Below are 14,525 nucleotides of genomic sequence, written 5' to 3' on the forward strand. Positions count from 1 at the left end.
CGGAACTCCGCCCCGTCTACCACCCTCTACCGAACAATCCCGGCCCATTTCCGAGACCCCGGCGAGGAGCCCGCCCATGAGCGACGACCTGCAACCCCCAGATCTCACCACCTGGCAACGCCTGTTCGACGACCAGACCTACTGGCAGCAGTCCCCCGACGCTCACTATTTCGATCTGCAGCGCATCGCCGACGACCTGCTCGGTCAAGGCGCGATCGATCTGGAGCAGTGGCAGATCCTGCGCGCCAAGGCCGATGACCTGCACAAGGATTCGCCCGCCGCGAACGTCGCCAATGAACTGGATGACCCTGACGCCTGAGGAGAACCACCATGAAACCCGTATCCCCCAGCGAACACCCCGACGAACCCCGGCCACCGGGAGAAACCGAGCGCGACAACGACGCCCTGCGCCCGACCGACCCCAAACAGCGCGAGGACAGCGGCAAGGGCACCACCAGTGGCGAATCCACCGCGCAGGAGACCGCCGCGGCAGAAACGAAAGCCAAGCCCTGAACAGCGTCTATGCTCAGTGGCACATTCGGCGCCAAATACGCGTTGGCGCCGGTTGCTGCCATTCATTACAGGGAAAGTACCGCTTATGAAGCTCCACGCTCTGGCCAAGGCCATCACCCTCGCAACCGTCCTGTCCGCCACCAGCTTCGGCGCCATAGCGGCCGATATTCCGCTTTCTGCTACCGTCGAGGCCGATCAGGTCACCACCAAAGTGCTGGCTGTCGATGCGGCCAATCATCAGGTGGTGCTGGAAGGTGCCGAAGGTCAACAGGTTCACGTTCAGCTTAGCGACAAGGCGAAAAACCTCGCCAACCTCAAGGTCGGTGATCTGGTCAAAGTCGAAGTGCAGCGTTCCGTGGCGGCTTACCTCGATACCGATGTGGATAAAGGTCTGCCTGGCACCGTCGAGCGCAGCGGCGAGCTGCGCAACGCTCCGGGCACTGAAAACCCGGGCGGGGAGGCTTATCGCCAGATTCAGGTGCAACTGAAAATCACCAAAATTGATTTGAAGAATAATCAGGTAACCTTGGAAAACCCCCAAGGCCAGTCGAAAACACTCGACGTGAAAAAGCCTGAAATTCAAGCCAGGCTGAAAGATCTGAAAGTCGGGCAAAGCGTAGTTGTCACTTATACCGATGTATTAAAAGTGACCAGTCAGCATGAAAGCTGAGCATTAACTCTACAAGATGATTGTTCTTGTACAGATTATTGTATGAGAACAATCATCTGAAACGATTTGAGCCGTGCGTTGAAAGTTTCATGAAAGGATTTCGTCGATAAATATCTATTAACTTCTTCGTACATTAAATTTACCTTTAGGTATGACGACATATCCGCCAACTTCTATTAAAATCCTTCCCGTTCGCCCAGTGTCAGGGCTCTTTACCGGTGCATGGATTGCCAGGCCATTACACTGGGCGAACACCTCTTCGGAGCGGATGTATACAATTTAAGATAAAAAAAGGGCGACTTTGCAGTCGCCCTTTTTTGTGTTCGCGATTATACCGATGCCTGCCCCTCAAAGCGTTTGAGGGTGGCTTCATACATTTTGGTGCGGCGGTGGTTTTTGCCGTAGGTGCCGGCAGCGGCGACGGTTCCTGCCTGGATGTGATCCAGGTAGCGGAAAATCTTGCGCGGTGACAGCAGCTTGATGCCGTAGCCCAGACCGACCATTCGATCCTGCAGGGTATAACCGGGCACTCGGTCATCCATGCAAAAGTGCAGTCCCTGGGACTTCATCAACTTGGCGTTCCACAAGGTGCAAAAACTCTTGAGATGAGTTTCCCGATAAGGTTTCGGCTCTTTACTGTGCAGACCCAATGAGTTTTTCGCCCGGCGAATATAATGTTTGCAAAAGCGCGAAGTTAGTCGCCAGGTGTCTCTCAGAATCCCTCGATTGATTTGCTCGACACACCCGACTGCGGCGATGTCCGCAGACTTTGTACACTCACGCAGCATCATCGCGAAGACTTCCTTGTCGTAGACAAAGGTGTCGGTGTGCAGCAGAAACAGATAGTCGGTTTCAACTTTTTCCAGCGCCAGATCCAGCGCCTTGCCATGCGCAATATGTCCCGCTTCTTTGCCGGGGGAGGGACGTTCGATCAGATTGATCCAGTCCAGCGAACGCAAGTAATCCAGGCTGGCATCCGCCGAATCATTGTCCACCACCCAAACCGGAATGCGCTGCGCCTGAACGTGCTGACGCAATAACTCCAGGCACATCCGGGTGATGTCCGGGGTTTTGTAATTTACCAATACAAGACTGAAATTCGGCTGCGTAACGGCTGGTAAATCAAACTGGCTCATTCGGTAAGCTCATCCGCGGTTGATCGGCGACAGGTGTCTCTCGGGCCGGGATGCTAGCGACGCAAGCTTAGCTGAAGCTTAATTTGCTGTTCAGCAAGCCATTCGAAGCGTGTCGAGACACGACATCTCGCGCACGACGCAAGCCGTCCCACAGGCTAAACTGCGCGCCCCTAACACGCTTCAAGGACAAAACGGCGCCTGCCGTTGCCTCACGGATGAAACCACTTTCCCTCTACCACCCGGCCCTGTACTGGCTGCGCGTGTGGCAAAAAAGACTGTTCCGCCAGATCGCCTGGCGTTGCTCCAGCAAACGCTACGCACGCCTGGTTGCCGGCGCTGACCGTCTGCCATTCCGCTACCTCAAACACACCTCGAAACTCATCCGCAAACTCGGCGACTCCGACCTCGCCCTGCAACACAACAAAGTCATCAACCTGAAACTCGCCGTCGCCGCCATCGACGGCCTCATCATCGCCCCCGGCGAACACTTCTCCTTCTGCCGCCTCGTCGGCCGCCCAACCCGCAAACGCGGCTACGTTGAAGGCATGGTACTGTCCTTCGGCGAAGCACGCAGCGGTATCGGCGGCGGAATCTGCCAACTGAGCAACCTGATCCACTGGATGGCGATCCACTCACCTCTGATAGTGGTTGGACGCTCCAACCACAGCTTCGACCCATTCCCGGATGAGGGGCGAGTACTGCCATTCGGATCTGGCGCGGCGATTTTCTACAACTACGTTGATCTAGTACTGCACAACCCGACTGATCGGAGTTTTCAGTTGAAGTTGAACGTGGGGGTGACGCAGTTGGAGGGGGAGTTGTTGTGCGATCGAGTGCGGGAGTATCGGTATCACGTGTTTCAGGAAGGGCACCGGTTTGTGCGGGAAGGGGAGCGGGTGTATCGGGAGAATGAGATCTGGCGGGAAGTGCGGGAGAAGGGGCAGGTGGGGGAATTGGTGGAGAGGGTGAGATTGTATCGGAATCGGGTGGTGGTTAAGTATGAGGTGATGGACGAGTTGATCGGGTAGGGCGCACCAATAGCAACATGATATTGGCGCCCACTGGTCAGTTTCTGAAATAAAGCTCATCCAGTTGGCGTTTGCGTATGGACAGATACTCTTCCCATACCTTGGGGAAGTCTTCATCTTTGGTCAGCGGGAAGGTCAGATAGATGTGCCTTCCAACCACACTGATGTATTGCCTCACACGCTTGAAGGCGGGTTGTTCGTAAGCTGCCACGCTTTCGTCATAGGCGTCATGGTAGTGATGGATGCTCACTCGGTGCGGGGCGATCATGCACCGCGAGAAATCGATCACCCAGCAGCTGTCAACGGCTGTGCTCAAATAACCGTAGACACCGTCGCTGGATAGACGAATGCACGAATTAGCCTGGGTGCCGTCGTCATCGTTGACCAATATGACCTTGTCCGAAAAGTATTTGATATTTCTGCCGTCAGATCCTTCCAGGAGCAAGCTCCAGCCTTCGGCTCCCATGCGGAACTCACCGTTGTTTTCGAAGGTGGCGGTCCAGTTGTTGGCGAGTGTGATTTGATGTTTATTCATGGGTGCTCATGTAAACCGAAGGGGCGCAAAGTAATGGGTATAGTTTCTGCCTAGAACCAAGGAGCTCGCGAGCCAGGTTTATGAAAACATTTAGGTTGTGAGATAATCACATCTATGTAATAAGAAACTATGATCTGTTCCCGACATCGTCGGTAGTGTCTGAATGCACTACTGTCTATAAAAGTGTCAGTGAGCGCATTGCGCTACACTGCGCCGTCGTTATTGTATGCTGTAATATTGGCTATACTAATATTTTTTGCTTGGCATGTGACTACACAGTTATTTTCAAATTTAATTGTGATTTTGTAGTCTGAGGATTTTCCCTCGATTGTTAAGGTGGTGGTGCCGCTGAAGTTAAAATTCTCTACATTAAAATTTTCTATGTCTACTATGTAGAGCTGAAACGCATACTCGTTGTAATTCTTTGTCAGCCACTTTTTAGGGACTGCTTGCTCTATTTTGCTGGATAATTTTATGCATATAGAGTTTCCGTCCAGCATTACGTATGACGTACGCATGCTTGAGGGGGAATATGTTTCTCCGAAAATAGACGTCCACTGCTTTTTGTTCGATATTGCTGATGTCCACATGTTAGATTGCTCAAAATGCTTAGTGATCTCTACTAGATTCTTTGCTTTTACTAAGTTTTAAGTTGGTCGTAGATTTAAGTTTAGCAAAAGGGAAGTATTTGTTTTTAATGTCTTTTGAGATGTCTGTGGAATATGAATTTGTCCCCTTCGTCTCTTGATTCTTCTTCATTTATTCGATGTCCATAGCTTTTCTATATTTTTCGAATGTGATAACGCATGCTTCATCTTCATCGATTAACTTTTCATAAAAGCTGTCGTCATCAGCCCATTCGCAAAAAACGAGCTGTGTCTTGACTTTTTTGTTGTATGTGTCTTTTGAGTTTAGGACCCAATAAGAAGAAAGTTTTTGTTCGGTGATTTCAAAAAAATCTAGTGCGAACGGTTTGGGGTATTCATCGTAAGAGTCTGCGCATATATAAATCCATGGGCAATTATCCCAGAACTCTATACCGTAAACCGTATATTCTTTTCCAATTTCTATGTCTAGTTCACTGTCGCTGATCGAGATGTAACGCTCCAGTCTTGTTGCAGTATCTTGCGTAAAGGTGTTGTCTATTTTGTTTGTTTTGCATCTAACTTTCATTTTTCTTTATAGTCCCCAGGTGGCACGGATGGGTCGTTACCCCATGGTTTTATATCATCAGTGCTGTGTTTTTTTCAAAAAGGTGACAGATTTGTTTTTCAATATCTTTGAGTGCTATGGAAAATAATCTGTTTCCTTTGATCGCTGTCCTTATAGATGTAAGCGTATGGAAACTTCGCTGCTGATTATATCTATAAAAGTCTGTTGAGAATTATATGTTTGAAAATTTATTTAAGGTTTCCAAAATTTAATCCCTTCCATGTGGCGCTCAATGTCATCCATGTCATCATCTCCTAGTGTCGAATCAAAATTCTTGCTTATGATTTTTCTTACTTTGGCAAGTCGTTGGGTGACTCCTTCGTTATCAATGAAGTTAGTGGTGGCTTTTTGGTAGTTTTCGATTGGCTTGTCGGAGTAATAGCTACCCATTTTGTGCAGTGAAATTAATATGAACTCGATATCTGCTAGGACTTCGAGAGCATCTTCTCCGTTAAGAATAATTTTTTTGTTGGTTTCTAACATTATTTCCGCCGATTAAATGTGGGGTTTTCAAGCGTCACATTTCCTTTGGGTGTAAGATTTTTATGCCGTATCTACAGTTTTTTTATCCATTCAGGTTTAATAACGGGAAGTGATTTAAAGAGCGGGGTGGATTTGTTTTAGTGTTTTTTTGTAAAGTGTGAAAAATAAATTTTCCCTCTCGCTTTATTTGCTTTTGCTATATTGGTAGGTACTGGGTTTAGATGTCTGTATTTCACGATTCGATCATGAGTGATTCAATTTTTTTTATAAATTCAATCTTGCTTTTGGTTCTGAACTCACCAAGAAAGACTTCGGAGTTTTTAACAGGTTTTCCTTTTTGGTCGTGATCGATTTTCAGAAAATCAATTACGAACTCTCCGTTGGGGTCGCCCTCAGGTTCTACTCTAGAATCGAAGCAGTGCCCGCTACTTCGACGTACCCCGCCCAATAGTACTGAGCAGGTAAACCAGTCGGTGGTTTCTGGTGTAAATTCAACTTCAAAAAGGTTGTTGATTGTTACTGTCCAACCGCTTGGGACTCGAATCGGTTGAAGTTCATATTTGAGTTTTGGTCTAATTTTACATTGCCCATGTATTTTTTAATTAATTGAAAAAGTCGGCGGATTTATTTCCTTCAACAAAAAAATTAGCTCCCCTCTGATTGCAGTTCGGCAACTAGAACGGGTATTCACACCGCCATGGAGTGGTGAAAAGTTCTGGGTCGATGTCATACTTCTCAAGAAGGGCGTTGATTTCCGCCTCAGAGTTTATGGTTTCTATTTTTAAGAGATTGATGTCTCGGTCGTCCACGCCGTCACTTATTTCAAGTGTTTCGGTTGGGATTGTAAATATCACTGTTGCATATCGGAAATTTTTCGATTGATGGATAAAGTCGTAATACTGATATGGATCACTGGTAAAGGGGTATTTGTAAATGGCGTATACTGAAATCCATTTTCTTAGTGAAGGATCTTCGGATTTTAGCTCTTGCGCAATGTTGTTGTAACCTGTTCCGTCGAGCCCATACCATACGCTTCGTGGGATACATTTTTGTGTTGTCATTTTTGCCCCTCGAACGGATTTTGGTATTGCTTGCTCATATGTTGGTTGGGTGGATGGAGATTTCTTTTGCAATAATATCTACGTATATGGGTAGGGTATGTTTTTTTTGCTCAAGAGAAATTAGTATTATCGCATCCCCAATTTTTAATACACCGCAACCGTCGTCCTCAATAACGATTAACTCTCCTGTGATGTATGTGAATCCTAGTTCGAAGGATATGGAAGGCGTGTTTTTTGAGGAGGGGGTCAAGTTTTCTCCCCAAATGAACTCATCATCTATATTGATTTCGACATCAAGTGTTTGATTTGCGTTAGGGGGCGAACCTGTAAATACTGATAAGCCTTTTCCATAGGGTGTTGAATACTCGACAAGTATTTTATTGTGCGTACTTTTAACTATGCTTGCTATCGTAATATTCATTTATTTTGTTCCTAGTGGTACTCGTATTACGGTGTTGTCGACGTTCATTACATTGTTTATTAGATCTAGTGTCCACGTCTCTTCATGGTAGTGATGCTTATTCGGTTTGCTACTCATTTCGTGGTTACCATACCGAATACTTCTCTTGCCGTCGGCAGACACAATTCTATCGTTGTCTGGTAACCCAGTCCTAGGATGAATATTTGTATACGGCCCCTCACCTAAGAAATCTTCCCATCGTTTTACTGCATCTTGTGGTTTTACTGGTTTACTTCCATAAACCTCATTGTGATATCCCTGACCGATAGGTGGTGGTTCTGGGGGAGCGGAAGGTCCTGCGTCTTTGACTGTATCCCCTGAAGTAGACCCAGGGGTTGCACCTTGCGGTAATTTCTTATCCGCATCAGGACAGTTACCGCTCAAACCCAACGGATCCACCCACCCCGTAGGGTTAGGCACGTACTGGTAGTTATTCAACCCGCCCGCAAGCTTGATCGGGTCCGGCGTCAAAAACCGCCCAGTGCCCGGATTGTAGTAGCGGTGCCGGTTGTAATGTAACCCTGTCTCGGCGTCGAAATACTGACCCTGGAAGCGCAGCGGGTTATCGATTTCGCTGACGTCCAGCGCAGCGAGGTTACCGTAGGCGCGGTACTTCGCGGACCACATGATCTCGCCACTGTAGTCGGTGAGTTCCTGCGGTGTGCCGAGGTGGTCGAGTTGGTAGTAAAACGGCGTGGCTTTGCGCGGGCCTTCGCCATCAAGCATCGCCAGTGGACGGAAGCTGCCCGGCTCGTAAATGTAGCTGCGATAGCGATTGTCTGCGCTTTCGGCGATCAGCCGTTCGCCTTGCCACAAGAACTCGGTGGTCTGACCATCGACAGTTTTTTCGATACGACGACCGAAGGCATCGTATTTGTAGAACGCGGTGCTGCCACCCGGCAGGCTGACGCCGATTAGGCGATGCTGGCAGTCGTAGCGGTATTCGGTAACGAGTTTCTGGCCCGTGCCGCGACGTTCGCGGATCAGGTTGCCATAGGCGTCATAGTCGTAATGACGGTCGCCCTGCATCAGCAAGCGGTTGCCTTTGACGTTGGCGAGGTTGGCCGTGCCTTCGTTGTTCTGACCGAGCAGGTTGCCCGCCGGGTCGTGGGCGAAGCTTTCCGGTGTCGTGCCGCGTACGCTGACCAAGCGATCGAGCGGGTCGTAATGGTAGCTGCGATTGCCTTTGCGGCTGTCGTCAATGCCGGCGAGATTGCCGTTGGCGTCGTAGTTGTAGCGCCGCTGGAACAGGTTTTTATCACGCTGGCCGACGGTGTGTGCTTGCAGGCGGCCTTGTTCGTCGTATTGGTATTGGCTGAGCAACAGGCCTTGCTGGCGCTGTTGTTCGCGACCGGCGCTGAACTGGTGGCTGGTCAGGCGTGAGCCGTTGAGGTCGATGCTGCTCAGGCGTCCGCCGGACAGGTGACGGTAGTCGAGTGTGCTGCCGTCAGGGAGACGGCAGTGACTCAGTTGGCCAACGCTGTCGTATTCGTAACGCGTGGTGCCCCAGCCCTGGTGTTCGGTGATCAGGCGATCCTGCACGTCGTATTCATAGGCGAGCGGCCAGTGGCCGTCGTCGACATTCACCAGACGACCCAAAGCGTCGTAGCTGTAATGAATCTCTTCGCCATCGGCGAGGGTTTTTACCAGCAGACGGCCAGCGGTATCGCGCTGGTATTCGGTAACAAGTTCGCTGCCGTCATCACCGAATTCGGTTTTCTTCAGCAACTGGCCGTTGAGGTCGTATTCGTAGGCCGTGCGGCGACCGTCGAAGCCGGTTTCCTGCTGGATCAGGCCGTTCGAGTAGTAATCGAGCTGGTAATGTTCGCCGCGCTCGTTTTCGATGTCAGTGAGCAACAGACGCGAGTTGTCGTAGCGGTAGCGCAGTTGGCTGCCGTCCGGATTGATGCGGCGGCTGACCAGGTGCAGGTTGTCGGCGTATTCGTAGCGAGTGATGCGGCCGAGTTCGTCACGTTCGGCGGTGACGTTGCCATAGGCGTTGTAGGTGAAGGCACGTGTTGCGCCGCCCGGCAGCGTGACTTGTGCCAGGCGGTTGGCCGCATCCCATTGGTAGTGGGTGATGGCGCCGGATTCTTCCTGACGGGTAATCTGCCGACCCAGTGCATCGTAGCGATATTTACGCTGGCCGCCGTCCGGCAGGCGTTCTTCCAGTAACTGCCCGAGGTTGTTCCAGCCGAGTTGATGGCGGCTGCCATCGGGGTGGCGGATCTCCAGCAGGCGACCCTGGGCATCGTAGCTGTATAGCGTGGCATTGCCGTCCGGGTCGATTTGCTGGGTGATGTCGCCCTGACGGTTACGTTGGTACTTCCAGCTGGCTTTGCCGCGATGAACATCGCTGACGAAACCATTGATGTATTCATACGTGGTGGCTTCGTCTTCCGGCGGGATGACGGCAGTCATCAGTCCGTTGTCGTCGTACCGGTATTCGGTGACGGCACCCAACGGATCCTTTTCCGCGATCAACTGACCTTTGTCGTTGTACGCCTTGAGGTGTTCGGCGCCGTCCGGGTCGACCTTGCTGATCAGTCGCGCCTGGTCGTCGTGGGTGTAGACCTCTTCGCTGCCATCGGCGTTGGTTACCGTTACGCTGCCTTTATCGTCCCAGGCGTAATGCGCTTCCATCTGCGAGAAGTTGGCCCAGTGACGGATGCAACGAGACAGTTTGCCTTCGTTCTCCCACTCCCAATAGAAGGCCGCGCCGCCCGCCAGTTGGCGCTCCAGAATCACGTGCTGTTCGTTGTAGCGATAGCGCTCGGCTTCGCCGGCCGCGTTCTTCGCTTCGATCAGACGGTGCTGTGCGTCATAGCTGTATGTCACCAGCGTTTGAACGGTATTCCAGGCATCTTCCAGGTTGTCCGCCGGCAGGAACTGTTGATAGTCCACAGCGATAATGTGTTTGCGGTCGTAGCGCAGCAGCAGGGCGCGACCGGCACAGTTATCGAGACGCTTGATCCGACCGTGGATATCGCGCGTGACGTGCAGCCGATTGCCATAGCTGTCGCTGATAGCGATCAGGGTGGCGCCTTTGCTGTTGAAGCGGAAGTGGTAGAACGATGGACGTTTGCCTGCCTGTGCCAGAACCAGTTCTGACGGATCGTCTCCAAGAAATATCGCGGCCTTCGACAGGCTGTTGGTAATTGCCGGACGTTGTTCGCTTGGGAGGGGGAAGGGTGTCGAGCGGTTTTCGTGGTCGGTCCAGATGACTTCGTCGTCACTGATCTCGAGGCGATGCGCCAGCGCATGGCTCCAGCCATAACCCAGGCCACAATCGATTTCCACTGCACTGGTTCGGTAGAGACGGGTCCATTCAAACGGCAGCAGACCGTCAAGTTGGCCGTCGGTCAGCGTCAACAGTTCTTCACCGGTAACCATTGAAACCGGACATCCATTGGTGCAAGTGTCGGCTGCCGGCTCCGCGCTTTTCTCGGCAGGCGTTTTTGCCTGTTTGGAAGCATCGTCGGCTATTTTGCCATCCGCGAGTTTGGCGTTTTTCTTCCCGTCAAAACGCAACTCGGAAATACCATTCCTCACCTTGGCCGTCACACCCCGCGCCGCAACCGCTGTGTACTTCGCGACGTATTCCATAAAGCCGTTGATGATCTTGAACAACGACTTCACGAAACCGATGACGGCGTTGAGCACCAACTCACCGTACTTCTTGAGTCGGGCAGCGAGATAGATGATCCCGGTGCCTTCGGCTGCGATGGTGAGTACCACACCAATCACGATGTCGATCGCGATACCAACGACGATCGCTGTGGTCATTTTCGCCACGTCGCCTGCCATCTTCATGGGTGGCAAACCGGCCAACCAGATCACTGCACTGCGCACCAGCAGGAACAGTGCGGCTTCGTCACTGGCCAGCAACATGGCCTTTTTCATGACATCTGGCGAGCTTTTGGCGACCTTGATCAGCTCATCAGCACCAGCCCCAAGATCCTTAGCAAATTTCTTCGGGTCTTGCAGGATATCGAGCACCAGACTGATGCCATCCCACACACCCTTGATGGCCTCCCAGCCACCTTCAAGAATGCCATTGCCGATGGCCATCGCGGTGCCCGAAGCTGACAGGTTCGACCATTGCGGCTTGAACCCGGCCCACTCTTTACGCAGGAAACCTTCCAGATCAGCGGTCACGCCGCTGTAGGAGCTGAAGAGGGCGTCTATCTGCGCCGGTGTCACTTCGTTGTGAACGCGGATCTGATAGAACTTGCCGGGAATACCTCCGGTCCACTCAGCCTTGCCTTGAGCGTCGAGTTTGACTTTGCTGACCGCACCACCTTCCACCGCGACGATTTCGACTTCGATGTCGCCAATCGGGATGTCGTAGACCGATTCGAATTTACTTTCGATCAGCAATGGACCTTTGAGAGGACACTGAGCCACGTTCGAGGAGAAATCACCGTCGGTCATGCTCACCGATTTACTGGTGTCGCCAACCTTGATCACACGCTCCATGCCTAGCAGGGAGGGCAGGTCTGCGGCTCGACTGGCCTTGTCGGCGGCCCTTGCGTACCAGGTTTTGGTTTGTTCCTGATACAGCTTCAGACTGTCCTTGAAGGTGTTCAGTTGGTTGTCAACAAAGGCAACGCGATCCATCAGCCTTGCTCCAGAATCAGGTGGTTTAACAGTGCTTCTTTAAGGTTTTTCGGCGCATCCGGGCGGCGCACGAAACGGCTGACTTTCAGCTTCAGGTTGTGCTCAGGCCAAGCGTTGTAAATGTCCGGGCGATCTTCTTCCAGCCACTGCATCAGGTTGCTGATCAGTGTCGTCGGGTTCTCTTTGGCTAAGCCATCCAGCAAATCCTTCGGCACCTCCCACCACGGCCAATCCTTCACCTTCGGCAACACCCGTGTCCCAACCTCCAGCGCCTGCCCATTAATCAGATACCGCTCAAACATCGGCAGTACTTCCCCAGCCTTCTCCCCAAGCCCCTTCAGAATCGGGTAGATATGCCGCCCATCCCAAAACCGGAAAAACACCTCGGTCCCGTCCGGCATCTTTACCTGCGTCAGGCTGCGCAGGTGCTCGAACACCTCGTTCGGTTCGGCGCGTGAGACGGCCAGCCAGCCCCAGTCGAGGGCGTCGGTTTCGGCGATCCACGGCAGGAATGCCGAGTTCGGTTTGAGTTCGGTGACGTAGGGCATCACTGGTTGCCAAGTGGAGTAGGGCGTGCCGCCCCAGATTGGCAGGAGCTGGGCGGTGGGTTCGGTCAGGTACAGGGTTTTCAGTGCATCGGCATCACTCGCCGCGCTGATGATCAGGTACAGGCGCTCGCCAGTCTGCAGCGGCTGTTGTGCCAGCCAGTCCTTGGGTGTCAGTCGATCAGATGGCACAGGCACCTGCCTTGCATTTTTCGCATTCTTCGCAGAACGGCGCGTTGCGTTTTAGGGTGTTGATCTGGGCCGGGGTCAGGACCTGGCCGGCCTTGTCGGCGTCGGCCTGTTTCAGCACGCCGGGCATCAGCGGGGCGGCGCCGGTGCCGCTGCCGGGGCTGCCGCCGGAGTTGATGTTGATCGTCGGGCCGCTCATGGTCACGCCGCCGGCGTCGATCTTGATGAAGCTGCCGGCGCCGACCAGAGTCAACTCGGCGCCGGCTTCGAGCACGACTTTCATTCCGCTGCTGAGGTGGATTTCCTGGCCGGCATCAATGAACTGGCCGGTGCCGATCTTGATGTGCTGGTTGACGCCCACGGTCAGGTGGTCGTTGGCGCGGGCTTCGACTTTGCGGTCTTCGTAGACGGTGTGATGTTCTTCGGCCTTGAATTCCGTGTAGCTGTTCTGCTCGACGGTGTCGTGGCGTTCGTTGCCGACGCGGATCTTCTGGTCGTGCTCGATGTTCTCGTCCCAGTCGCGCTGGGCGTGGAGGAAGATCTGCTCCTGACCTTTCTTGTCTTCGATGCGCAGTTCGTTGTAGCCACCGCCCCCCATCGAGCTCAGGGTCTTGAAGGTGCTACGGGTCTTGTTTGCCGGCAGCTCATACGGGACGGTGTTTTCCTTGTGGTATAGGCAGCCGCTGATCAGCGGTTGATCGGGGTCGCCTTCAAGGAAGGTCACCAGTACTTCCATGCCAATGCGCGGGATGGCGATGCCGCCGTACTGGGCGCCGGCCCAGGCGCTGGAGACGCGCAGCCAGCAACTGGTCTTGTCGTCGGCCTGGCCTTCGCGGTCCCAGTGGAACTGGACTTTGACCCGGCCGTACTGGTCGCAGTGGATCTCTTCGCCTTTCGGGCCGGTAACCACTGCGCTCTGGCTACCGAGGATGCGCGGTTTCGGGTGGCGCAGCGGTGGACGGTTCGGCACGTCCCACGGGGTCGCCTGGAAGCGGTTGCGATAGCCCTGATGGAAATCGTCTTTAAGGGCAGTGGTGTCGCTGGTCACCGACTCTTCCAGCACTTGCGGCTGTTTGCCTTCGTGCAGGACTTCGGTGAGTAGCCACAGGTCGTTCCATTTGGCTTTCGGGTGTTCGGTCAGGGCGAGGAAATGGCCGCTGACCAGCAGCGGCTGATCGCTCTTGCCTTCGGCGAGCTGGAAGTCGCTGCGGTGGCGTTCGAGGGCGCGTTTGGCCAGGTGTTTGCCGCGCTCGCGGTCGATGAACCGGCCCGGGTAATCGTAGTCTTCGAGGTCGGGAAGGGCGTCGCCGCGGTTTTCGCTTTCCAGCGTCAGGCGTGGTTTTTCGAAGTCGTAATCGCGGCGCGTGGTGCGGCTGGTGCGGGTTTCCAGGCGCAGGTCGAAACGCTTGATCACCGGGTTGCTGGCGACCATGCCGGAGTCTTGCTGGTAGGCCACAGGCTTGAGTTTCGGGAACACCGTCTGGTCATCGCCGAAGACGAGCTTGTGCGCTGTAGCGCTGTGCTGGAAGTGGTAGTGAATACCTTCTTCCTCGCACAGGCGCTGGATGAAATGCAGGTCCGATTCATCGTATTGCACGCAGTAGATGCGCTCGGGATAGATCGAACCGGTCTTGAATTCGTAGGCGTTGCTTTGAATGCCGTGCTCTTCGAGAACCATGCCGATGATTTTCGGCACCGTGAGGCTCTGGAAGATCCGTTGGTTGACGCGGTGCGCCAGGTACGACAGTTGCGGGCGCAGGGTCACCGAATAGCGCGTCAGGCGCTTGCCGGAATCGCCTTGCGCGGCGCGATAGATCTGGCCGTGGATGCCGCTGCCATCGGGCGACAGCTGCAGAAAGGCCGGTTTGTGCAGCAGGGTTTCGAGGTCCAGCGACGGCTGCTCACTGACCAGCTCCACCTCAAACACAAAAGGCTGGCTGATGGCTTCCCGGCCGGTCAGGGTAAATACCTGAAAATCGGCGGAGAGCCCTTCGATGGTCAGGGCAAAGTGGGTTTCATTGGCCGGCGCGAACATCCCTTGTTCCTCGTGCTGTACAGCGGCGCTCGTCGACG

Annotated in this window: 14 protein-coding genes; 4 read left to right on the forward strand and 10 right to left on the reverse strand. The window is 53.3% G+C overall.

All coding sequences use genetic code 11. From position 1 onward, the window contains the following. Window positions 1-76: 76 nt before the first annotated feature. The 3 genes from H043_RS0109340 to H043_RS0109350 all read left to right on the forward strand — a co-directional run bounded on the left by H043_RS0109340 (window position 77) and on the right by H043_RS0109350 (window position 1,183). Window positions 77-319, forward strand: a complete 243-nt coding sequence (locus H043_RS0109340; RefSeq protein WP_027611615.1) for a hypothetical protein — start codon at window positions 77-79, stop codon at window positions 317-319. A gap of 11 nt (window positions 320-330) precedes the next feature. Next, window positions 331-513 carry a hypothetical protein gene (locus H043_RS0109345; protein WP_027611616.1) on the forward strand — a complete coding sequence of 61 codons (183 nt, stop codon included), beginning with the start codon at window positions 331-333 and terminating at the stop codon, window positions 511-513. An 85-nt stretch (window positions 514-598) separates the two neighbouring features. Further along, entirely contained in the window at window positions 599-1,183 is a 585-nt protein-coding gene (locus H043_RS0109350; RefSeq protein WP_027611617.1) for a hypothetical protein, read from the forward strand. 329 nt (window positions 1,184-1,512) lie between these two features. On the opposite strand, the gene H043_RS0109355 is transcribed toward H043_RS0109350, so the two are convergent. After that, window positions 1,513-2,319 carry a glycosyltransferase family 2 protein gene (locus H043_RS0109355; RefSeq protein WP_027611618.1) on the reverse strand — a complete coding sequence of 269 codons (807 nt, stop codon included), beginning with the start codon at window positions 2,317-2,319 and terminating at the stop codon, window positions 1,513-1,515. Window positions 2,320-2,534: 215 nt separating this feature from the next. Between H043_RS0109355 and H043_RS0109360 the strand changes: the two genes are divergently transcribed. After that, entirely contained in the window at window positions 2,535-3,347 is an 813-nt protein-coding gene (locus H043_RS0109360) for a VanW family protein (RefSeq protein ID WP_027611619.1), read from the forward strand. Window positions 3,348-3,384: 37 nt separating this feature from the next. Here H043_RS0109360 and H043_RS0109365 read toward each other — a convergent pair whose 3' ends face one another. The 9 genes from H043_RS0109365 to tssI form a co-directional block, all read right to left on the reverse strand. Continuing rightward, a complete protein-coding gene (locus tag H043_RS0109365; RefSeq protein WP_027611620.1) occupies window positions 3,385-3,882 on the reverse strand; it encodes a hypothetical protein in 498 nt (165 codons plus the stop codon). Window positions 3,883-4,085: 203 nt separating this feature from the next. Then, complete coding sequence (locus tag H043_RS30985; protein ID WP_081730195.1) at window positions 4,086-4,472, reverse strand: Imm50 family immunity protein; 387 nt, start codon at window positions 4,470-4,472, stop codon at window positions 4,086-4,088. Window positions 4,473-4,641: 169 nt separating this feature from the next. Beyond that, window positions 4,642-5,055 (reverse strand): hypothetical protein, encoded by a 414-nt coding sequence (locus H043_RS0109375; RefSeq protein WP_027611621.1) that lies wholly within the window; start codon window positions 5,053-5,055, stop codon window positions 4,642-4,644. 231 nt (window positions 5,056-5,286) lie between these two features. Continuing rightward, on the reverse strand, window positions 5,287-5,577 hold the full coding sequence (locus H043_RS0109380) for a hypothetical protein (protein ID WP_027611622.1): 291 nt from the start codon (window positions 5,575-5,577) through the stop codon (window positions 5,287-5,289). A 674-nt stretch (window positions 5,578-6,251) separates the two neighbouring features. Beyond that, window positions 6,252-6,638 carry a hypothetical protein gene (locus H043_RS0109385; protein ID WP_027611623.1) on the reverse strand — a complete coding sequence of 129 codons (387 nt, stop codon included), beginning with the start codon at window positions 6,636-6,638 and terminating at the stop codon, window positions 6,252-6,254. Window positions 6,639-6,672: 34 nt separating this feature from the next. Beyond that, window positions 6,673-7,059 carry a hypothetical protein gene (locus tag H043_RS0109390; protein ID WP_027611624.1) on the reverse strand — a complete coding sequence of 129 codons (387 nt, stop codon included), beginning with the start codon at window positions 7,057-7,059 and terminating at the stop codon, window positions 6,673-6,675. Further along, complete coding sequence (locus tag H043_RS28985; RefSeq protein WP_256214160.1) at window positions 7,060-11,718, reverse strand: RHS repeat-associated core domain-containing protein; 4,659 nt, start codon at window positions 11,716-11,718, stop codon at window positions 7,060-7,062. It abuts the gene before it with no gap. Further along, window positions 11,718-12,455, reverse strand: a complete 738-nt coding sequence (locus H043_RS0109400) for a DUF4123 domain-containing protein (protein ID WP_027611625.1) — start codon at window positions 12,453-12,455, stop codon at window positions 11,718-11,720. The genes H043_RS28985 and H043_RS0109400 overlap by 1 nt, the downstream gene beginning before the upstream one ends. Further along, entirely contained in the window at window positions 12,445-14,487 is a 2,043-nt protein-coding gene (gene tssI / locus H043_RS0109405) for a type VI secretion system tip protein TssI/VgrG (protein WP_027611626.1), read from the reverse strand. Before tssI ends, H043_RS0109400 begins: the two co-directional genes overlap by 11 nt. Window positions 14,488-14,525 lie beyond the last annotated feature (38 nt).

The sequence above is a fragment of the Pseudomonas sp. URIL14HWK12:I6 genome, from assembly GCF_000514195.1.
Lineage (GTDB): Bacteria > Pseudomonadota > Gammaproteobacteria > Pseudomonadales > Pseudomonadaceae > Aquipseudomonas > Aquipseudomonas putida_A.